16 protein-coding genes are annotated in these 20418 nt (G+C 71.2%); 8 read left to right on the top strand and 8 right to left on the bottom strand.

Translation table 11 applies throughout. The features are described from left to right. Window positions 1–164: 164 nt before the first annotated feature. The 6 genes from ABT116_RS26600 to ABT116_RS26575 all read right to left on the bottom strand — a co-directional run bounded on the left by ABT116_RS26600 (window position 165) and on the right by ABT116_RS26575 (window position 8537). Window positions 165–3038, bottom strand: coding sequence for a glycoside hydrolase family 2 TIM barrel-domain containing protein (locus tag ABT116_RS26600; protein WP_351638625.1), 2874 nt, complete (start codon window positions 3036–3038; stop codon window positions 165–167). Between the two features lie 12 nt (window positions 3039–3050). After that, a complete protein-coding gene (locus ABT116_RS26595) occupies window positions 3051–3935 on the bottom strand; it encodes a carbohydrate ABC transporter permease (RefSeq protein WP_351638628.1) in 885 nt (294 codons plus the stop codon). 8 nt (window positions 3936–3943) lie between these two features. Further along, a complete protein-coding gene (locus tag ABT116_RS26590; protein ID WP_351638623.1) occupies window positions 3944–4909 on the bottom strand; it encodes a carbohydrate ABC transporter permease in 966 nt (321 codons plus the stop codon). Window positions 4910–4929: 20 nt separating this feature from the next. Continuing rightward, complete coding sequence (locus tag ABT116_RS26585; protein ID WP_351638620.1) at window positions 4930–6195, bottom strand: ABC transporter substrate-binding protein; 1266 nt, start codon at window positions 6193–6195, stop codon at window positions 4930–4932. A 220-nt stretch (window positions 6196–6415) separates the two neighbouring features. After that, window positions 6416–7675: an ROK family transcriptional regulator gene (locus ABT116_RS26580; RefSeq protein WP_502983945.1), complete on the bottom strand. Its 1260-nt coding sequence runs from the start codon at window positions 7673–7675 to the stop codon at window positions 6416–6418. 187 nt (window positions 7676–7862) lie between these two features. Next, complete coding sequence (locus ABT116_RS26575; RefSeq protein WP_351638613.1) at window positions 7863–8537, bottom strand: ANTAR domain-containing protein; 675 nt, start codon at window positions 8535–8537, stop codon at window positions 7863–7865. Between the two features lie 228 nt (window positions 8538–8765). On the opposite strand from ABT116_RS26575, the gene ABT116_RS26570 reads away from it, so the two are divergent. Then, window positions 8766–9134 carry a helix-turn-helix transcriptional regulator gene (locus ABT116_RS26570; protein WP_351638611.1) on the top strand — a complete coding sequence of 123 codons (369 nt, stop codon included), beginning with the start codon at window positions 8766–8768 and terminating at the stop codon, window positions 9132–9134. A gap of 319 nt (window positions 9135–9453) precedes the next feature. Here ABT116_RS26570 and ABT116_RS26565 read toward each other — a convergent pair whose 3' ends face one another. Next, window positions 9454–10710, bottom strand: a complete 1257-nt coding sequence (locus ABT116_RS26565) for a D-arabinono-1,4-lactone oxidase (RefSeq protein ID WP_351638608.1) — start codon at window positions 10708–10710, stop codon at window positions 9454–9456. A 173-nt stretch (window positions 10711–10883) separates the two neighbouring features. Between ABT116_RS26565 and ABT116_RS26560 the strand changes: the two genes are divergently transcribed. The 6 genes from ABT116_RS26560 to ABT116_RS26535 all read left to right on the top strand — a co-directional run bounded on the left by ABT116_RS26560 (window position 10884) and on the right by ABT116_RS26535 (window position 18619). Next, window positions 10884–11891 (top strand): hydroxyacid dehydrogenase, encoded by a 1008-nt coding sequence (locus ABT116_RS26560; RefSeq protein WP_351638605.1) that lies wholly within the window; start codon window positions 10884–10886, stop codon window positions 11889–11891. Between the two features lie 127 nt (window positions 11892–12018). Further along, window positions 12019–13338 carry a radical SAM protein gene (locus tag ABT116_RS26555; RefSeq protein ID WP_351638602.1) on the top strand — a complete coding sequence of 440 codons (1320 nt, stop codon included), beginning with the start codon at window positions 12019–12021 and terminating at the stop codon, window positions 13336–13338. Between the two features lie 236 nt (window positions 13339–13574). Next, window positions 13575–15068: a cellulose binding domain-containing protein gene (locus tag ABT116_RS26550; protein WP_351638599.1), complete on the top strand. Its 1494-nt coding sequence runs from the start codon at window positions 13575–13577 to the stop codon at window positions 15066–15068. A gap of 208 nt (window positions 15069–15276) precedes the next feature. Further along, window positions 15277–16422: a ribosome small subunit-dependent GTPase A gene (rsgA, locus tag ABT116_RS26545; protein WP_351638597.1), complete on the top strand. Its 1146-nt coding sequence runs from the start codon at window positions 15277–15279 to the stop codon at window positions 16420–16422. A gap of 290 nt (window positions 16423–16712) precedes the next feature. After that, complete coding sequence (locus ABT116_RS26540) at window positions 16713–18125, top strand: DNA-3-methyladenine glycosylase 2 family protein (RefSeq protein WP_351638594.1); 1413 nt, start codon at window positions 16713–16715, stop codon at window positions 18123–18125. Then, the gene (locus ABT116_RS26535) at window positions 18125–18619 is read left to right on the top strand and encodes a methylated-DNA--[protein]-cysteine S-methyltransferase (RefSeq protein WP_351638591.1); all 495 of its coding nucleotides are present in this window, start codon (window positions 18125–18127) and stop codon (window positions 18617–18619) included. The genes ABT116_RS26540 and ABT116_RS26535 overlap by 1 nt, the downstream gene beginning before the upstream one ends. A gap of 41 nt (window positions 18620–18660) precedes the next feature. Here the strand turns inward: ABT116_RS26535 and ABT116_RS26530 are convergent, their stop codons facing one another. Further along, window positions 18661–19143: a DUF456 domain-containing protein gene (locus tag ABT116_RS26530; protein ID WP_351638589.1), complete on the bottom strand. Its 483-nt coding sequence runs from the start codon at window positions 19141–19143 to the stop codon at window positions 18661–18663. Between the two features lie 727 nt (window positions 19144–19870). Between ABT116_RS26530 and ABT116_RS26525 the strand changes: the two genes are divergently transcribed. Beyond that, entirely contained in the window at window positions 19871–20365 is a 495-nt protein-coding gene (locus ABT116_RS26525; RefSeq protein ID WP_351638586.1) for an FAD-binding oxidoreductase/lyase, read from the top strand. Window positions 20366–20418 lie beyond the last annotated feature (53 nt).

The following is a 20418-nucleotide window of genomic DNA, read 5'->3' as shown; positions in this document are numbered from 1 at the left end:
GCGCGGTCCACCGCCGGGGAGGTGTTGGGGTCCTACCAAGCCCCCCGACGGGTCGGTTGGTTTTACCGCCGGTGGGGGGGTCCGGCACGAGGGCCGACCGGCCGCGGATGACATCCCGACACTCTCGGAATGTCGATCAATCGGTCAATCGATTAATCAGTTTCTTACCTGGTGGTCGAGAACACGAACGAGAACTCCACCGGCTCCGCCTTCAGGAAGTACTGCGGCAGCGGACCCGGACCGCAGGACTGCGAGCCGATGCCGTGCAGCCCGTGGTCGAGGTTGACCCACACCGTGTCCCCGGCCGTGAGGTCGGTGCGGTGCCGGGCCGCATCGAGCTGCTCGGTCGTCCAGCGCCGCGCGGTGAACCAGAACTCCGGGTCCCCCTCGATCCTGAGGCCGCCGAGCTCCACCCAGCGCACATCGGCACGGGCGCCGTTCTCCTGCGGACGGACGTACGGCGTCTGCAGCCCGTCCACCGTGGACTGCCAGCGGCCCACCATGGACGCCGTCCTGGTGTCCGGGTAGGCCTCGCCGGGGCCGCCGCCGAACCACTCCACCCGGTCCGCCTCCGGCAGTCCGAAGCGCACGCCGAGCCGGGGCAGCGGAACCGTCCAGTCGCCCTCCGGCGTCACGGACACGCTCAGCCGCAGCCGCTCGCCGTCGGACGTCCAGCGGTACACCGTGTCCAGACCCACCTCGCGGGCGGCGGGCGCCACCCGGGTCCGCACCGTCAGCGCGTCGTCGCCCGCCTCGACCGAGACCAGACGGTGCCGCATCCGGTGCAGGCCGAGCGTGCGCCACAGCATCCCGTAGCGGGTGTCGGTCTGCCACTCGGCGCCGTCGTCGTTGTCGGTCGTGGCCCGCCACACGTCCAGCCGCGGTGCGGCGCCGACCTCCACCCCGCCGATCGACAGCAGCGCACCGGTGCGGGCGTCGAACCCGGCCGGGCCGAGCGTGATCCGCTCGCCGTCCCGCACGGGCCGGTCGGTCGCGGGGAACGACGGCAGCGGCCGCGCCCCCACGGCGAACTGGCCCCAGGCCACCACGTGCCCCTTCGCGGCCCAGGACGTGTCGTCCGCGAGCAGGGCCCGCACCGTCCACTGCCGCTCGCCGCCCCGGCCGTCCGCGGGCGGCTCCGGCAGCTTGACCTCGGCGCTCTCGCCCGCGGCGAGCGTCGGCACCGCGAGCGAACCCGACTCGACGGTCTCGCCGTCCACCTGGCACGACCACTCGAAGGCCAGCGCCGACAGGTCGGCGAAGTCGTGCTTGTTCGTGACCCGTACGGTGCCGTTGGTGCCGTCGCCCTCGATCAGGACCGGCTCGATGACCTTCTTGTACTCGATCAGGCCCGGCGACGGTGTCCGGTCCGGGAAGACCAGCCCGTCGCACACGAAGTTGCCGTCGTGCAGCTCCTCGCCGAAGTCACCGCCGTAGGCGTAGCCCAGCTCGGGGTGCTCGACGCCGTGGTCGATCCACTCCCAGATGAATCCGCCCTGGAGCCGCTCGTGCCTCTCGAACAGCTCCTGGTAGTCGGCCAGTCCGCCGGGGCCGTTGCCCATGGCGTGGCCGTACTCGCACTGGATGAACGGCAGTTCGCGGCGCTTGTGCGTACCGCCGTCGAGCTGCTGCCCGATCCTGGCGACCTCCTCGTGGGAGGCGTACATCCGCGAGTAGACGTCCGTGTCACGGCAGTTCCAGTCGCCCTCGTAGTGCACCAGCCGCTCGGGGTCGCGGCCGTGGATCCACTCGGCCATGGCGGTGAGCCCGCGGCCGGTGCCGGCCTCGTTGCCCAGCGACCAGAACACGATCGACGGGTGGTTCTTGTCCCGCTCGACCATGCGCGCGGCGCGGTCCAGCAGGGCCGGGGTCCAGCGCTCGTCGTCGACCGGGTTGTCCCGCCAGTCCTGCTCGACGAAGCCGTGGGTCTCCAGGTCGCACTCGTCGATGACCCACAGGCCGTACTCGTCGCACAGGTCCAGGAAGGCCGGGTGCGGCGGGTAGTGCGAGGTGCGCACGGCGTTGAGGTTGTGCCGCTTCATCAGCAGCACGTCCTCGCGCATGGTCTCCAGGTCGAGTGCGCGGCCCTGCCGGGGGTGCCACTCGTGCCGGTTGACGCCCCGGAACAGGATCGCCCTGCCGTTGACCTTGACGAGCCCGTCCTCGAGGACGACGGTACGGAAACCGATCCGCAGCGGCACCCGCTCCCCGTCCGTGGCCAGCACACCGTCGTACAGCCGCGGTGTCTCGGCCGTCCACGGCTCGACGGCGACCGTGATCGACTCCCCGGTCGCGACATCGATGTCCAGGGCCGGGACGGTCACCCGCCCGTCGACGTCGCAGTCGACGCGCAGGGTGCCCTCGCCGGTGGTGTGGTCGTAGGAGGCGTGCACGAAGAAGTCGCCCGCGCTGCCCGCCGGGCGGTGCAGCAGTGTCACGTCACGGAAGATGCCCGGCAGCCACCACTGGTCCTGGTCCTCCAGGTACGACCCCGCCGACCACTGGTGCACGCGCACGGCGAGCACGTTGCGGCCGGGCTTGAGCAGCTCACCGACCGTGAACTCGTGCGCCAGCCGGGAGCCCTTGAACTCGCCGAGCTCCGTGCCGTTCAGCCAGACGCGGGCGCACGACTCGACACCGTCGAAGCGCAGCACCGCCCCGCCGTCCGACGGCCAGTCGGACGGCAGGTCGAAGGCGCGCAGGTGGTCACCGGTCGGGTTCTCCGTCGGGACGTACGGCGGGTCCACCGGGAAGGGGTAGAGGTGATTGGTGTAGATCGGGGAGCCGAACGCCCCGTCGCCCTGGAGAACCCAGTGCCCGGGGACCGTGACCTCGGCCCAGTTCCCGGCGTCGTAGCCCTCTTCGGCGAACGAGTCGTCCTCGGCGTCGGCGGTGGCCGACACCCGCAGGCGCCAGTTGCCGTTCAGCGACAGGGACCGCGCGTCCGAGGACGCGTACCAGGCGCGGGGCGGCAGGGCCCCGCTGCCCGGGGAGACGTCCTCGACGTAGTCGACGGATGGGGTCGTGCGGTAAGACATCGGTCTCCTAGCTCAGCCCTTGATGCCGGTCTGTGCGATCCCCTGCACCAGCCAGCGCTGGAGGAAGAGGAAGACGAAGACCAGGGGCAGGATGGATACGGCCGTGGCCATGAAGATCAGGTGGAAGACGACGGTCTGGTTGGTCATGTAACTGGACAGCGCGACCTGCACCGTCCAGGAACCGGGGTCCTGGCCGATGACCAGAGGCCACAGGAAGGCGTTCCAGCCGTTGATGAAGGTGATGGTGGCCATCGCCGCGAAGAAGTTCAGCGAGTTCGGCACCACGACGCGCCAGTATGCGCCGAAGTAGCCCAACCCGTCCATGCGTGCCGCCTCCTCCAGCTCCTTGGGGAACCCCAGGAAGTACTGCCGGAACAGGAAGCAGGTGAAACCACTGAACAGCCCGGGAATGATCAGGCCCCGATAGGTGTCGACCCAGCCGAGCGAGGAGACCAGCACGAAGCTCGGGACGAAGGTGACCGCGGTCGGGACCATCAGGGTCCCCAGCACGGCGTAGAAGACCTTGTTGGCGTGCTTGTACGGGATGCGGGCCAGACCGTAGCCGGCGAGGGAGCACACCAGCAGGACGCCGACGGTGTGCAGCGTGGCCACGACCGCCGAATTCCACAGGGACTGGGCGAAGGGGACCGTCTCGTCGGTGAAGAGCTCCTTGATGTTCCCCCACTGGATGTCCGTGGGGAAGAACTTCCAGTTCTCTCCGGTGATCTCGGCGTCGGTGGACAGGGCGTTGCGCACGAGGATGTAGAACGGGACCAGGAACAGGAAGGCGGCGACGCCCGTGGCGATGTAGAGCCCGGTGGAGCTCATCACGCCGCCACTGCGCCTGACCCGGCTGGGCGCGTCGGGCGCCGGCGCGGATTTGCGCACCTTGGTCATGGTGGTGGTCACTTGGACTCGTCACCCCTTCCGAAGCCCATGATCTTGCCCTGGAGCAGGGTCACGGCACAGATCAGCACGGTCAGGATGAGTGCCCCCGCGCTGCCGGCGCCGTAGTCCTGGCTCTCGCCCAGGGCCTTGTAGTACAGCTCGACGAGGGGCGGGCGTCCCCAGGTGGTCTTGGACAGCAGGTTGAAGAACTCGTCGAAGGCCTGGTAGGCGGCGATCAGCAGCAGCAGGATCACCGCGGTGGACGTGGCGCGCAGCTGGGGCAGGGTGATGTACCGGAAGGTCTGCCAGCCCGACTTGGCACCGTCGATGGCGGCGGCCTCGTAGAGCTCGTCCGGGATGTTCTGCAGGGCCGCGATGAACAGGATCATGTAGAAGCCGGACTGCAGCCACAGCCGGGCGGTCACGATGACCAGCCAGTACCACGGCGGGTTGGGGTCGATCAGCCAGGCGATGTTCTCGACCCCGAACCAGCCCAGGACCGTGTTCATCAAACCGAAGCGGACCCCGCTGAAGATGGACATCTTCCAGATGAGCGCCGCGGCGACATAGCTGACCGCGGTCGGCAGGAAGAAGACCGAGCGGAAGAACGCCCGCATGAAGCGCATCCGGTTCACCAGCAGGGCCAGACCCAGCGACAGCGCCCAGGTGGTGGGCACGATGAACGCGGCGAAGACGGTGAAGGTGCCGAGCGAGCCGACGAAGTCGTCGTTCGTCAGCATGTACACGTAGTTGTCGAAGCCGACGAACTTGTCCGGCGTGACGGTGAAGCGGGCCTCGAAGAAGCTCAGCCAGAGGCTCCAGAGGATCGGCGCGTAGACGAAGATCGCCAGGCCGATCAGGAACGGCCCGGTGAAGAGCCAGAAGGCGTAGGTGGGGCTGCCCCGCAGGCCCCGCCGCGGCTTGGCCGGTGAGGCCTTGGCCGGGGCGGAGCCCGCGAGGGCGGGCTTGGTGGTCGTCGACATGTCGTGGTCCGTCCCGCGGTCTATCCGAACAGCTTCTTGAGCTCGCGGTTGACGGCTGTGTCGGCCTTGTCGAGGGCCTTCTCCGGGTCCATGTCCTTGCGGACGGAGTTGGCGAAGACGTCCTCCAGGGCGGTGATCATCGCCTGGGTCCAGCCGATGTTGTCGAAGTGGCCGAACTCGTTGAAGAGCCTGACGCCCTCAGCGGCGTTGCCCGACTTGAGCTTGTCGGCCGTCTTGGCGAGCGAGGTGCGCGGCGGGATGTGGAAGCCGTAGGAGGTGGCCCAGTCCTCCTGGTACTGCTTCTGGTCGATCCACAGCCACTTCACGAACTCCTTGGCCGCGTCGACGTTCTTGCTCTTGGCGTTGACGAACATCGACCAGCCGCCGTTGTAGACGGACTGCTTGCCGGAGTCGACCGTCTTCGGGAAGGGGAAGACGCCCCAGTCGTCGCCGAGCGCGTCCTGGATGGCCGGCATCGCCCACATGCCGCAGAACTGGATGGCACACAGGCCCTGGTTGAACGAGGACGGGTCCCAGGACTCGGTCGGAGCGCCGAGGAGAAGGTCGCCGCTGGTGAACAGCTTGCGCATCTTCTTGATGCCCTCGATGACACCGGGGGTGTGGTAGGCGATCTCGTTCTTCTCGTTGAGGGTGTCCGCGCCCGCCGACCAGATCATCGGGTTGATGACCGAGTGCAGGTCGTTGCCCATGTAGAGGCCCTTGACCTTGCCGGTGGTGAGCTTGGCGGCGGCCTCCATCAGCTCGTCGAGCGTGGTCGGCACCTCGACCTTGGCCTTCTCCAGCATCGACTTGCGGTAGAAGAAGAACTGCGGGTCGTCGATCATGCGGACGCCGTATATCTTGCCGTCGACCGTGTGCGACTTGATGTCGGCCGGGTTGAAGTCGTCCTTGACCGGGTCGATGATGTCGGTCAGGTCCGCCACCTGGCCGCTCTTCACCATCTGGATCTGCGGGTGGAACTCGAAGAGGTCCGGCGCGTTCTTGGTGAGCAGGGCCGAGAAGAGCTTGCTCTCGAAGTCGGCGCTGGTGATCCACTGCGTGGTCACGTTGGCTTCCTTGTACGCCTTCGCGTACCGCTTGATCGCCTGCTCGGTGCCCGCCTCACCGTACGCGTGGAACATCTGGGTCAGGTTGGTGCCCGAACCGGAGCCGCCGCCCCGGCCGTTGTTGCCGCCGCACGCGGCCAGCCCGCCCGCGGCGGCCAGGCCCATCGCGGCCCGCAGTACGTTCCGGCGGTCCCAGTTCATGTTGCTCGATGCCGACATGCTGACGTCCTTGTCTCGAGTGCGGCTGCGGCTCTGCGGCTCACTGCCTGATGGCTCACGGCCCGAAGGCTCGCGCCAGATGGCTCAAAGAGAGGTGCGGTGCGGGACGCTAGAGCTTCGACTAAGGCTTCGGCAAGGGGTTGGACGAAGTCTGTGCGAAGCGTTGTGTCCGGTTCGCGATTTCGAACACGCGGGGGGAGCGGAGGAGTTGGTTCCGCCGTTACGAGGGTGGGGCGGTGGTACGGCTCCTCACGGGGGCGGTGCGTTTGCCGTTCTTCTGCCCGACGGTCTGCAGCGCGCCTTCGAGCGCGAACGTCGCCGCGCCGAGGCACACCGGGTCGGTGGGGATCGGGGAGAGGACGACTTCGGTGGCGGCCAGCGGCCGTGGCAGCGCGTGCCGGGTCACGGCCTCGCGCACCTCGTGCAGCAGCGGCTCGCCCAGGGTGCGGGCCACCCAGCTGCTCAGCACGACGATCTCGGGGTTGAACAGGTTGACCAGGTCCGCGACGCCGGCGCCCAGGTAGCGGGCGGTGTCCTGGACGACCCGGCGTGCCACGGGGTCGTCCGCCGCCACCCCGCGGGCCAGGGCGTCGATGGTCGCCGTCTGGTCCTCGTCGTGCAGCAGTGCGCTGTCGGGGCTGAGTTCGCGCAGGTTCAGCATGATGCCGCGCGCGCCCACGTACGTCTCCACGCAGCCGTGGTTGCCGCAGCGGCACAGGCGCCCGTCCAGCACCATCGTGGTGTGGCCCCACTCGCCGGCGCTGTTGCTGACGCCCCGGTGCAGTCCGCCGCCCAGGACGAGACCGGCGCCCACGCCGGTGCCCAGATTGACCACCACGGCGTTCCCGCGCCCGCGGGCGGCCCCGAACCACAGCTCGGCGACCGCGCTGGCGCGCAGCGGGTTGTCCAGGTACAGCGGATAGGCGATGTGCTCGGTGAGCAGGTCGAGGAGCGGTACGTCGTGCCAGTCCCAGTTGGGCGCGTACTCGGAGACGCCGGTCGCGCGGTCCACCTGCCCCGGCACGCTCACGCCGACCCCCAGCACCCGGGCGCCCTCGATGCCCGCCTGCATGACGACCGAGCCCACGGCAGTGGCCACATGGCCGACCACCTGCTCGGGCAGACTCTCGCCCGGCCGGACGTCCTCCTCGGCGCGGGCCAGCACGTTCAGCCCGAGGTCGAACAGCTCGACATGGACGTACGTCTCGGCGATGTCGACGCCGATCAGCGCGCCGCCCGAGGCGTTGACCGCGACCAGGCCCCGGGGGCGGCCGCCCGCCGAGTCCTCGAAGCCGACCTCGGTGATCATGCGCAGGTCGAGCAGCTCGCCGACGAGGGTGGCGACCGTCGCGAGGCTGAGCCCCGTGGCCGCCGCCAGCTCCTGCCGGGAGGTGGGTGACTCCGCGATGATCTGGCGCAGCACCTCGTAGCGGTTCGCGGTGCGGATGTCACGTGATGTGCGCTTCACCGGGTGCCCCATTCCTTCCCAGACCGGCCGGGCCGGATCGACGTCGGCACCGGCGCGGCGCAAGGCTATGGGCTGCCGGGACTTTCGACAAGGGGTTTGGAAAGGGGCTTTATAAAGTGCCCGCCCGGTGAGGACCGGTGGTGGCCGGCCATGGCCTGCCCATGATGCCTCAGTTCGGGTGCTCCGGCCCCCCGGCGGGTCAGTTCCGGTCCTCGGCGGGAACGCGCGTGGTGTGTGCCGGCACCTCGTCCGGGCGGTTCGCGCCGGCGACGGCGGCGGCCAGCTGCCGCTGCACCTGCTCCGGCAGTGTCGTGCCGCGTACGGTGCCCACCAGCTCCCGGGCCAGGTCGTGCAGTTTGGTGTTGGTGTTCTGGGAGGTCCTGACCAGCACACTCCAGGCCGCCTCGGGGGTCAGGCCGAAGGAGGCCATCAGGATGCCGCGGGCCAGGTCGATGGTGGGCCGGGTCTGCATGGCGCGGCGCAACTGGGCGACTTCGGCGCGCAGGTCCTGGCCGTCCTCGTCCGGCGGGGCCGTGCCGGACGGGGACGGGGGCGCGGCGTCCTCCGTCCGGCCGGAGTCCGTCAGCAGCTCCCGCGTGCCCGTCAGGTCGAGAACGCGCCCGACCGCGACCCCGCAGGACCGGACGGTGACGGACTTGCCCTGGTCGACGGCGCGGGCATGCAGGTCCAGCAGTGCGTTGAGGCCGGAGCAGTCGCAGAACCCGACGGCGTCCAGATGCAGGTCCATGCCGCCGCCCGACAGGGTGAGCAAGTCGTACAGCTCGGGCAGCAGCCGCCGGCTGCCCAGGTCCAGCTCACCCCACATCGTCACGGTCATCCGGTCGCCGTCCGCAACGACGTCCATGGTCGCCATACAGGGCGGGATCGCCGCCGGTGCACAGTCGTCCGCCGCGGATGCGGCGTCTTCTCGGGTATGAGACCGCGCAGAGTACGCAGGCTCCGGCATGGCCCTGTTCTCCCTCGTCCGTTCGCCTTGCCTCCGCTTCCAGCGTTGCCCCTCTACCCCATGCCCGTCAACCAATACATGAAATGCAGTACGTGTTTCTGGGTGCGTGAATGTTCTGTCGCTAGAGTTGGGTGCATGGATGGAGTGCCCGAGCCACACACCGGATGGACGTTCCTCACCAACCATGCGCGCGTGCTGGCTGCCATTGCCGACAACCACAGTGCCCGCATCCGGGACATAGCGGCCCACTGCCGGCTCACCGAACGAGCCGTGCAGAAGATCATCGCCGACCTGGAGCAGGACGGGTACCTCTCCCACACGCGGGAGGGGCGCACCAACGCGTACCGGATCGACCCCGGCAAGGTGCTGCGCCACCCGGCCGAGGCGGGGCTGACCGTGGCGTCCCTGATGTCCCTGCTCGTCAAGGACGAGGCCGACCGCGCCACGACCTCAGCCCCCGGCGCCCGCCCGCACGCCGCGACGGGACCGCATGCCACGACCTGACCGCGGGTCCGCCCGCACGCCGCGACGTGACCGCGGGTCCGCCCGCATGCCACGACCTGACCGCGGGTCCGCCGCACGCCGTGGCCTGACGCGGGGCCGCCTGTGCGCCGCCACCTGATCGGGGCGCCGTCCCCACACCGCGGCCTGATCGTGGAATCGCCCGCACGCCGCGGTCTGACCGGTGGGTCGTTCGTCGCCGTCACCGCACCGAACGGTGGGCCGCCCCGGCGTCACGGACCTGACCGGTCCGCCCGGCCGCACGCCACGGCCTGACCGGCCCCCGGCACCGAGCCGTCCGCCCCTGCCACTCCCGCCCCGCCTACGCCCGCGCGAGCACATCCCGCACGAAGGCGTTGGCGAACTTCCCCCGCGGGTCCAGCTCCTGCGTCAGCGCGCGGAAGTCGCCGAGGCGCGGGTACAGCCCGCGCAGGGCGGAGGCGGGCAGGGTGAACACCTTGCCCCAGTGCGGGCGGGCCCCGAAGGGCGCCAGCGCCGCCTCCACCCGCCGCACCACCGGCAGCACCGCCCGCGTGTCCTCGATCCAGGTGAAGTGCGCCGCGACGGTGTCCCGCCCGTGCGAAGGGCTCAGCCACTGGTCGTCGCCGGCGACCGTGCGCACCTCGCAGGTCTGCAGGACGGGGGCGACGTGCTCCCGGATCGCGTCGAGCGCGTGCAGCATCTCCACGGCGTGCCCGCGCGGCAGCAGGTACTCCGACTGCAGCTCCGCCCCGCTGCTCGGCACGAACTCCGCCCGGAAGTGCGGAAGCCGCTGATGCCACGGCCCCGGCACACCGAACTGCTCGGTGCAGTTGACCGCGGGCATGCCCGGCACCGGGTGCATCTTCTCCGTGGCGGGAGCGGCCCAGGGGAAGGCGGGCAGCGGCTGGTCCGTACGCCGCTTGAGCCACACCTGTCCGAAGACCGGCTCGCGCCAGTCGGTGAACAGGCTGACGCTGTACCCCGTCGCCATCACCGTCTCGAACACCCCGGAGTCCAGGCCCTCCAGGGGCAGCCCGGTGAACACGCGCTGCTCGACCTCGTAGGCCGGCTCCAGGTCCAGGGTGAGCGCCGTGACGACGCCGAGCGCGCCGAGTGAGGTGACGGCCCCGCCGAACCGCTCCTCGTCCCGCCCGACGGTCACCACCGAGCCGTCGGCCGTGACCAGCTCCACCTCGCGCACGGAGGCCGAGAGCGGGCCGTTGAGCACCCCCGAGCCGTGCGTGCCGGTCGCGACCGACCCGGCCACCGAGATGTGTGGCAGGGATGCCATGTTGTGCAGAGCGAGTCCCTGCCCGTGCACCCGGCGGGCCAGTTCCGCGTAGCGCACACCGCCGCCGACCCGGACCGTCCGGGCCGCCGTGTCGACCTCCACCTGAGGGGGCAGGTCCGCAAGTGACAGCAGGACTCCCTCGGGGCCGGGTTCGGCGATCTCGTTGAACGAGTGCCCGCTGCCCAGGACCCGCACCCGGTCGCTGTCCGAGACGAGCGCTCGCAGCGCGGTCGACGAGGCGGGCCGGTGCAGTTCCTTGGCCGCGTAGGTGATGTTGCCCGCCCAGTTGGTCACGGTCTCGTTCATCCGTCGTCCTTCCCCGAGGCAGCGGGGACAGGTACGCCCCGCCGGAACCTACCCGGCCCGGTGTCCATTGCCGCCACCGCCCGGCTCGACCTACCGTAGGCGCCGTAGAGAGCGGTTTCTATACGTGGTACGGGAACCGGTCGGCAGCGCCCCCGAACCGGAAGGTCACCTCCTTGAGTCAGCGCCCCCAGGCACTGTTCGCCCTGGACGCCGAGAACGTGCCGCAGGTCTTCCCTCCCGAGGTGCTGGCACGGCTGCGGAAGTCCGTGGACATCGATCCGGACCTCGTGGCCCGGGACTTAACCGACCCGCGCGTCCTCGGTGCGCTGGCCCGGACCGAGGTCCTGGTGACCGGCTGGGGCTGCCCCCGGATCGACGAGACGGTGCTCGACGCCGCTCCCCGGCTGCGGGCCGTGCTGCACTCGGCGGGTTCCGTGAAGTCCTTCGCCACCCCGGCCCTGTGGGAGCGGGGCATCGCCGTCTCCTCCGCGGCCGTCGCCAACGCGCTGCCGGTCGCCGAGTACACCCTCGCCATGATCCTGCTCGCCGGGAAGGACGTCCTCGCCGCCCGCGACCGGATGCGCACGGCCCGCACCTCCGCGGGCTGGGGCGTCATCCCCGGCATCGGCAACTACGGCCGCCGGGTCGGCGTCATCGGCGCCTCCCGCATCGGCCGCCGCGTCCTCGAACTGCTCCGCCCCTTCGACCTGCGGCCGGTCCTCACCGACCCCTACGTCGACGAGCGCCGGGCCGCCGCACTGGGCGTCCCCCTGCTGCCCCTGGACGAGCTGCTGCGCACGTCCGGCATCGTCACCGTGCACGCCCCCGAGACGCCCGAGACCCACCACATGATCGGCCGCCCTGAGCTGGCCCTGATGCCCGACGGGGCGGTGCTGATCAACACCGCGCGCGGTGCGCTGGTCGACCACGACGCCCTCGTGGCGGAACTGCGCACCGGGCGCCTGACCGCGATCCTCGACGTCACCGACCCGGAGCCGCTCCCCGCCGACTCGCCCCTCTACGACCTGCCCGGTGCCTTCGTCACCCCCCATCTCGCCGGCTCCCAGGGCAACGAGCTGGCCCGGCTCGGCCTGACGGTCGCGCAGGAGGCGGAACGGCTGCTGGCCGGAGAGGAGCCGGCGTACGCGGTCGACTGGGCGGCGCTGGAGCGCGAAGCCTGACGATCTCCCCAGGACAGAGGGTGATGAACGGGGCATTCCCCCGGCTCGGGGGGACCCGGGTACCGGCCCCGCGCACCCGGGGGCATACCGTGAGGAGTCGTACGTCCGAACCGGGAGGAGAGACGGGATGGGCAGCCGTACCGCGCTGGTCGAGGATCTGATGGAGCGGTTCCCGCACGTACCGCGGGAGGCCGTATTCAAGGAGGACCTGCTCCGCGGCGGCGTCGCCTTCGACCCCTCCGCGCTCAGCGACAACGAGGGCGGCGAGGTCAAGCCGAAGTCGTACTTCATCTTCTCCTTCGACCACGGGACCCTGCCCGAACTGGGCGAGGCCGCGCTGCGCCGGCCGCCCGAGGAGATCATCCTCACCGGCGGCCCCTACGACCTGCGCCGTACCGTCGTCTCGGTGCGCGTGAACCCGTCCTCGCCGTACCGCGTCGCCGCGAACGACGACGGCGTGCTCGGCCTCTACCTCGACGGCAAGCGCATCTCCGACGTCGGGGTGCCGCCGATGCCCGAGTACTACCGGCACACCCTCGCGAGCGGGAAGTCGGTGATGGAGGTCGCCCCGACCATCCAGTGGGGCTACCTGATCTACCTGACCGTCTTCCGGGTCTGCCAGTACTTCGGCGCCAAGGAGGAGTGCCAGTACTGCGACATCAACCACAACTGGCGCCAGCACAAGGCCGCGGGCCGGCCCTACACGGGCGTCAAGGACGTCGAGGAGGTGCTGGAGGCCCTGGAGATCATCGACCGCTACGACACGGCGAAGGCCTCCACCGCCTACACCCTCACCGGCGGCGCCATCACCAAGACGGTCTCCGGCCGCGACGAGGCCGACTTCTACGGCCACTACGCCAAGGCCATCGAGGAGCGCTTCCCCGGCCGCTGGATCGGCAAGGTCGTCGCCCAGGCGCTGCCCAAGGACGACGTCCAGCGCTTCAAGGACTACGGGGTGCAGATCTACCACCCCAACTACGAGGTGTGGGACGAGTACCTGTTCAAGATGTACTGCCCCGGCAAGGAGCGGTACGTCGGCCGGGACGAGTGGCACAAGCGGATCCTCGACTCTGCCGAGATCTTCGGCGCGCGCAACGTCATCCCCAACTTCGTGGCGGGCGTGGAGATGGCCGAGCCGTTCGGCTTCAAGACGGTCGACGAGGCCATCGACTCCACCACCGAGGGCCTGCGCTTCTTCATGTCGCACGGCATCACGCCCCGCTTCACCACCTGGTGCCCGGAGCCCACGACGCCGCTCGGCAAGGCCAACCCGCAGGGCGCGCCGCTGGAGTACCACATCCGCCTGCTCCAGGCCTACCGGCAGACCATGGAGGACTTCGGCCTCTCCTCGCCCCCCGGCTACGGCCCGCCCGGCGCCGGCAACGCGGTCTTCTCGGTCAGCTCCTTCATGGACAGCCTCCCGGCCGACGCACCCACCGCCGTTTGATAACGCTTCGATGACATCGCCTCTTGGGGCGACACGACGTTGAGCCGCAGGGCGGCCGCACCCGTATGACACTCCGAGGCCGGAGCCATGGGGGTGCGGCCGCCCTGTCCTGATATCTGAACAGGGCGCTTGTCAGTTGTGTGGGAGGCGTGAAAAGCTCTTGCATCGCCGCGAGGGTCCCCCCAACTCCGACGCCGTCATGGTGAGTTGACCTCGCTTGTGGATGCAGGAGACTCATGCCCGACCTGCCGACCCCTCAGGACGCCACCGAGGCCGCGCTGTTCTCCGAGTGCTGGGACGCGGTCCTCGCGTACGCGGACCTGTGCACGTCCGGTTCCACGGCCGCCGCACAGCTCGGCCGCGAGGCGTTCGCGCACGGCGTGCGAGAGGCCCGCGCCGCCGAGACCGGCCAGGTCCGCGGCACCGCCCGCCGCCCGGCCCGGCTGCCCCGCATACCCCTGTTGCTGACCTCCGTTCGCACCACGGCCGCGGCCTGGGAGGAGGAAGGACAGGGTCACAAACTCGACCCCGACCTGCGCCTGTGGCTCAACTCGGACAAGGCCGCCCGCTACACCGGCCCGCCCCTGCAGCGCCCGCTCGCGCTGCGCTCCCTGCGCGATCTGCAGCAGCCGGACGCCGAACTGCTCTGGTTCGCCGAGGTGGAGGCGCTGCCGCTGCCCCTGGTCGCCCGCCGCCTGGGACTCGACCCGGCCGGTGTCGCCGAGGAACTCCAGCAGGTGCGCACCCTGTTCCGGGACCGCTGCCACCGCAACCACCTCGACACGCCCATGGACGGCCGGTGCCGCAGCTACGCCCGGCTGCTGGACGCCGTCACCCGCTCCTCCGCCGCCGAGGCCCCCGGCGACCTCTCCCGGCACCTCGCCACCTGCGTGCAGTGCGCCGAGGCCGCCGCCTGTCTGCGCCTGCACGGCGGCGCCCTGCCCGGGGCGCTGGCCGGCGGGGTGATCGGCTGGGGAGGCCTCGCCTACCTGGAGCGTCGCCGCCGCGCCGCCGAGGTGCGGCTCGGGGCCGGCCGCCCCGGCTCGACGGACAGGGCGGGCGAACCGGAGGACGGCGAGCAGAAGGCGCGCGTCGCCCGCAACGGACTCCTCGTCGCCGCGGTCCTGGTCTCCGTGCTCGCCCTCGGGGTCTCCCTGATGCCCTTCGGCGGCGACGGCGACGGCGACGACCTCGGCGCACCCGGCGTCGACCGACAGCCGGTGGCCGACAGCGCTCCGCCCCTGCCGTCCGTACCGTCCCTGCCGCCCGCGACCTCGAAACCGGCCGACCGGAACACCCCCACCTCGAAGAAGCCGGAGAAGCCCCGAAAAACCGAGGACGACAACCGCCACACCGAACCGCAGGGCACCTCCTCGCCCACCGACCGGGCCGAACCGGACGAGACCGAGGATCCCGTCTGCAGGGTCGAGTACGACCTGGTCAACCAGTGGCCCGACGGCTTCCAGGCCACCGTCACCGTCACCAGCACCCGGCCCCTCGACGCCTGGCGTGTCACCTGGTCCTTCCGGGACGGCCAGCAGGTCGGCCAGATGTGGGACGCCTCCGTCTCCCAGGACGGCTCCCGCGTCAGCGCCTCGGCCGCCGACTACAACAAGTCGGTCCCCGCGGGCGGCGACCTGGCCTTCGGATTCCTGGCCTCCTGGCGCGGCAAGAACTCCCCGCCGTACGACTTCGAGCTGAACGGCCACGCCTGCGAGAAAAGCGGTTGACGCACCCGCGCCACGGCGGGATAACGTGACGTCGGTTCCGCGCACACCGCGGTTCCGTGCAGGGAAGAACCGAGCGACGAGGAGGTGTCGACCGATGGCTGTCATTGCGATGAGCGCTGCCCGCAACCAGTTCATGAAGTCCACCTCCATGGCCGCCGGCTGATCCGACCGACTGTCGGACCGGGGGCCGACCTCGGAAGGGTCACCCTTGTCTTCCTCCTCTGCTTCATCCGTTTCCTCCGCGCTCGCCCCCTACGGCTGGGACGAGGCCTGGGCCGAGGCGTTCGCCCCGTACGAGGCCGAAGGCCTGCTGCCCGGCCGCGTCGTGCGGGTCGACCGAGGGCAGTGCGACGTCGTCACCGCCGGCGGGATGCTGCGGGCCGACACCGCGTTCGTCACCCCGCACGACCCCCTGCGGGTGGTGTGCACCGGCGACTGGGTCGCCGTCGAACCCGGCGGGAACCCGCGCTACGTCCGCACGTACCTGCCGCGCCGCACCGCCTTCGTCCGCTCCACCTCCTCCCAGCGGTCCGAGGGGCAGATCCTCGCGGCCAACGTCGACCACGCCGTCGTCGCCGTGTCCCTCGCGCTGGAACTGGACCTCGGGCGCATCGAGCGCTTCCTCGCGCTCTCCTGGGAGTCCGGGGCCCAGCCCGTCGTCGTCCTCACCAAGGCCGACCTCGTGCCGGACGCCGTGACCCTCGCGCACCTCGTCGAGGACGTGGAGACGACCGCGCCCGGCGTGCCTGTCGTGCCGGTCAGTGCCCTCGGCGAGGGGGGCACCTCCCTGCTCGAGCGCAGCCGAGAGCTTGGGGGAGGGCTCGACGTGCTTGCCGCGATCGTCGGCGGCGAGACGTCCGTGCTGCTCGGGCAGTCCGGCGCGGGCAAGTCGACCCTCGCCAACGCGCTGCTGGGCGAGGACGTCATGGAGGTCCAGGCCATCCGCGACGTCGACGGCAAGGGCCGCCACACCACCACCACGCGCAACCTGCTCCCGCTGCCCGGCGGGGGCGTCCTGATCGACACGCCGGGGCTGCGCGGCGTCGGCCTGTGGGACGCCGAGACCGGCGTCGGGCAGGTGTTCTCCGAGATCGAGGAACTGTCCGAGCGGTGCCGCTTCCACGACTGCGCCCACGAGGCGGAGCCGGGATGCGCCGTGCTCGCCGCCATCGACAGCGGCGAGCTGCCGCAGCGGCGGCTGGAGAGCTACCGCAAGCTGCTGCGGGAGAACCAGCGCATCGTCGCCAAGACCGACGCCCGCCTCCGGGCCGAGATCCGCAAGGACTGGAAGCGGAAGGGGGCGATGGGCCGCGCCGCGATGGAGGCGAAGCGGGGCTCGCACTGGCGCGGATGAGGGTCTCGCTTCGTGCCGCACGGGCCCGCAGGTGTGGGTGAGGGTTTTCGCTTGTGCCGCACGGGGCCTCGCAGGCGCGGATGAGGGTTTCGCTTGTGCCGCACGGGCCCGCAGGTGTGGGTGAGGGTTTCGCTTCGTGCCGCACGGGGCCTCGCAGGCGCGGGTGGGGGTTTCGTTCGTGCCGCGCGGATCCCGGCGCGGGTGAGGGTCTCGCCCGCACCGATGCCCTGCCCACCGCGGTGTCCGATTTCCGCCAGCGGTCGTGCGGTCGCGGGCGGGAGACTGGACCTGTGACGAACCAGGAAACGGACGAGGACACCAGGTACGAGGCCGTACGCAGCCGGGACGCCCGTTTCGACGGCGTGTTCTTCTTCGCCGTCGAGACGACCGGCATCTACTGCCGGCCGAGCTGCCCCGCGGTCACCCCGAAGCGGGCCAACGTACGGTTCTTCGCCACGGCCGCCGCCGCGCAGGGCTCGGGCTTCCGGGCCTGCCGGCGGTGCCGCCCGGACGCCGTGCCCGGCTCCGCCGAGTGGAACGTCCGCGCGGACGTGGTGGGCCGGGCCGTGCGGCTGATCGCCGACGGCGTCGTCGACCGGGAGGGCGTCGCCGGGCTCGCCGGACGCCTCGGCTACAGCGCACGGCAGGTGCAGCGGCAGCTCACCGCCGAACTCGGCGCCGGACCGGTCGCCCTCGCCCGGGCCCAGCGGGCCCACACCGCGCGCGTCCTCGTGCAGACCACCGAGCTGCCCATCACCGAGATCGCGTTCGCGTCGGGCTTCGCCAGCGTGCGGCAGTTCAACGACACGATCCGGGCGGTGTACGCGTCGACGCCGAGCGAGCTGCGCGCCACCGCGCCGCGCAACGGCAGGGGCCACCGTACGGCGAGCCCGAACGCCGGCATCCCGCTGCGGCTCGCCCACCGCGGCCCCTACCGGGCCGGACCCGTCTTCGACCTGCTGGAACACCAGGCCGTACCCGGCATCGAGGAGGTGAGCGGCCTGCCCGGCACCCGCACCTACCGGCGCACCCTCCGCCTCCCGTACGGCACCGGCATCGTCGCCGTCGACGAACGCCCCGGCACCGCCCGGACCGGGCTCGGCGCCCACCCGGGCGGCTGGCTCGACGCCCGGCTGCACCTCACCGACCCGCGCGACCTGACCACCGCCGTCCAGCGGCTGCGACGGCTGTTCGACCTCGACGCCGACCCCTACGCCGTCGACGAGCGCCTCGCGGCCGACCCCCGGCTCGCACCCCTGGTCGCCGCCCGGCCCGGGCTGCGCTCGCCGGGCACCGCCGACCCGGAGGAACTCGCGGTGCGCGCCCTGACCGGCCGGACGGAGGCGGAACGGCTCGTACGCCGCTACGGCAAGGCCCTCGACGCCCCCTGCGGCGGCCTCACCCACCTCTTCCCTGAACCGGCCGTGCTGGCCGGGGCCGAGCCCGCCGGCACCCTCGGCGCGCTCACCGCCGCCCTCGCCGACCAGGCCGTACGCCTGGACCCGGGCGCCGACCGGGACGACGCGCAGGACGCCCTGCGGGCCGTGCCCGGTCTGGACGCCCGTACTGTCGCCGAGATCCGCACCCGCGCCCTCGGCGACCCGGACGTGGCCCCGCCCGGCCTCGACGCGCCCGACAGCTGGCGCCCCTGGCGCTCGTACGCCGTGAACCACCTGCGCGCAGCAGGGGAGTGGGAGTTGTGATGACCGGCCCGACCTACTGGACGAGTGTGCCCGGCCCCCTCGGGCCGCTGCTCCTCACCGCCGCCCCGACCGGCGAGCTGACCTCCCTGTCCGTGCCCGGACAGAAGGGCGGGCGCGAGGTGCGGGACGACTGGCGGCGCGACCCCGGGCCCTTCCGGGAGGCCGAGGAGCAGCTCGCCGCGTACTTCGCCGGGGAACTGAAGGAGTTCCGCCTGGCCTGGCGCACCGAGGGCACCGCCTTCCGCGAGAAGGTCTGGGCCGCGCTGGACGACATCCCCTACGGCTCGACGGCCACGTACGGCGAGATCGCCGCGCGCATCGGAGCGCCCCGGGCCGCCGTGCGGGCGGTCGGCGGTGCGATCGGGGCGAACCCGCTGCTGGTGGTCCGCCCGTGCCACCGGGTGATCGGGGCGGACGGCGCACTGACCGGGTACGCGGGCGGCCTGGACCGCAAGATCCGGTTGCTGACCCACGAGGGGGTGCTGCCTTCCTGAGGGCTGCCGGCTCAGCGGGGGCGGCGTGGGAGCTGCCGGCTTCAGCCCCAGAGGACCGCGCCCAGCCAGGCGGCCGCGATCAGCTGGCAGGTGAACAGTTCGGTCAGGATGCCGGAGCCGCCCGCGCGCATGACCGTGCGCAGGGCGGCCACCGCGTCGGTGTGGCGGCCGAGGCGGAGCCGTTCGAAGAGGTAGACACCGCCCAGGAATCCGGGGATCGCGCCGAGGACGGGTATCAGGACGAATCCCAGGACGGAACCGGTCCCGGCACAGGCCAGCATGCGGCGGGTGGTGCCGTTCATACGCAGCCGCCGGGGCGGCAGTGCCCAGCGGACGGCCTGGGAGACGAGCAGCAGGACCGTGGCTCCGACCAGCACCCACCAGGCGACGGGCTGCGGATCCTTCAGCGCCCACCACATGACCGCTGCCCACACCAGCAACGATCCCGGCATGGCAGGCAGCAGCACTCCGCACAGCCCGAGCAGGATCACCAGCCCGACCAGCAGGAGGTCCCACACTCCCATCTGACCAGACTGCCGGAACACCGGAGAAGGCGCAGGTCAGAAGCGTGTCCAGGGCTCAGACCCGCAGGTCAGCCGCTCGCGCCGCGAAGGGCTCCGTATTTCGCATGACCGTTCTACGGCTCACTCGACGTGCCGTTCGCCGCCCCATGGTGGGCCGGTTTTTTCCACAAGCCCCGTTTTCATCCGGCTCGTGCGGTGGACAATTACGGGCATGAGCCAGCAGGGGGGAAGGCCCACCGGTCACGAGGACGACTGGTGGAGGGAGTTGTACGACGACTCCACCGACGACACGGGCCCGACACCGGCGCGGGATTCCCTCGACGACCGGTTCGCGTCGGCGTCGGGGGCGGTGGGAGACGGGCCGGAGGCACGGACCGGCTCCCCGGACCGGTCGGGCTCCCCCGACCGGTCGGCGGCCCGGCCCTACGGAGCGGAGTCGGTGGTCCCGGCACCCCGGACCGGGGCCGACGACATGCCGGACACGCCCCGCCCGAACGGCAGGCCCCCGCAACGCGCGCCCTGGGAGCCACCACCGCCCGGCCCCACCGGGCCGGTGAGCTTCCCGGCCACGGCGCGCCCACCGCAGCGGACCGACCGGCCTCCCGCCCACGCACCCTCGGACGAGCGCCCGGACCCCGTTGCCTCGCCCGGCCCCCGTACGCCCTCCGGCGACCGGCCAGGTGAACCACTCGGGGTGCTCACGGAGGGCGCGAGAGTGTGCGGAGTAGTGACTGCCGACGGTCCCGTCTACGGATCGACCACCGTGCTCGCTGCAGGTACCGCGATCCCTGGACTCGCGGCGTCGGCGGGAATCGACGTCGAGGTCGACGCCTCCCCGTGTTGCCTCATCAGATTCTCGACGCCCCACCCATTGGTGAACGGAATACTCTCCACTCCGGATTTCGAGATCCGGCAATTGGACGACACGACACTGATTGCGGCTGAAGATGTTCCGGTCGGGTTCTCCGGAGATGCTCGCGAGCTGGCCGAGCCGATGCTGCAGGCAGTCCGCAGTCAGCTCGTTGACGGTGACCACGTCGAACTGATCGAGGCGGTAGTCGCTGACCGTCCCATCCCGCGTGGTGCCCGCCCATTGTTGGGCTTCGCCGCAGGCGTGTCTGGGCTCTATCTGGCCGCGGCGCATCCCGCGATCATTCTGGCCGGAGCAATTGGAGCCCACGTGGCCGGGGACTTCGCCCGAGCGTCGAGCCTGGACTGTTAGACGACGATGCCGGAGCCCGGTTCGACAAGGTCGAGCCGATATTGCTGTTCCTA

It is taken from the genome of Streptomyces sp. NPDC002130 (genome assembly GCF_040296465.1).
In the GTDB taxonomy this organism is placed as follows: Bacteria; Actinomycetota; Actinomycetes; order Streptomycetales; family Streptomycetaceae; genus Streptomyces.
This window is presented reverse-complemented; position numbering and strand designations above follow the sequence as displayed.

Coding starts and splice junctions, on each gene's coding strand:
- ABT116_RS26555 (WP_351638602.1), top strand. CDS start 12,019: ATGGGCAGCCGTACCGCGCTGGTCGAGGATCTGATGGAGCGGTTCCCG.
- ABT116_RS26595 (WP_351638628.1), bottom strand. CDS start 3,935: ATGACCAAGGTGCGCAAATCCGCGCCGGCGCCCGACGCGCCCAGCCGG.
- ABT116_RS26535 (WP_351638591.1), top strand. CDS start 18,125: ATGACCGGCCCGACCTACTGGACGAGTGTGCCCGGCCCCCTCGGGCCG.
- ABT116_RS26600 (WP_351638625.1), bottom strand. CDS start 3,038: ATGTCTTACCGCACGACCCCATCCGTCGACTACGTCGAGGACGTCTCC.
- ABT116_RS26580 (WP_502983945.1), bottom strand. CDS start 7,675: ATGGGGCACCCGGTGAAGCGCACATCACGTGACATCCGCACCGCGAAC.
- ABT116_RS26585 (WP_351638620.1), bottom strand. CDS start 6,195: ATGTCGGCATCGAGCAACATGAACTGGGACCGCCGGAACGTACTGCGG.
- ABT116_RS26530 (WP_351638589.1), bottom strand. CDS start 19,143: ATGGGAGTGTGGGACCTCCTGCTGGTCGGGCTGGTGATCCTGCTCGGG.
- ABT116_RS26590 (WP_351638623.1), bottom strand. CDS start 4,909: ATGTCGACGACCACCAAGCCCGCCCTCGCGGGCTCCGCCCCGGCCAAG.
- ABT116_RS26575 (WP_351638613.1), bottom strand. CDS start 8,537: ATGGCGACCATGGACGTCGTTGCGGACGGCGACCGGATGACCGTGACG.
- ABT116_RS26570 (WP_351638611.1), top strand. CDS start 8,766: ATGGATGGAGTGCCCGAGCCACACACCGGATGGACGTTCCTCACCAAC.
- ABT116_RS26565 (WP_351638608.1), bottom strand. CDS start 10,710: ATGAACGAGACCGTGACCAACTGGGCGGGCAACATCACCTACGCGGCC.
- ABT116_RS26550 (WP_351638599.1), top strand. CDS start 13,575: ATGCCCGACCTGCCGACCCCTCAGGACGCCACCGAGGCCGCGCTGTTC.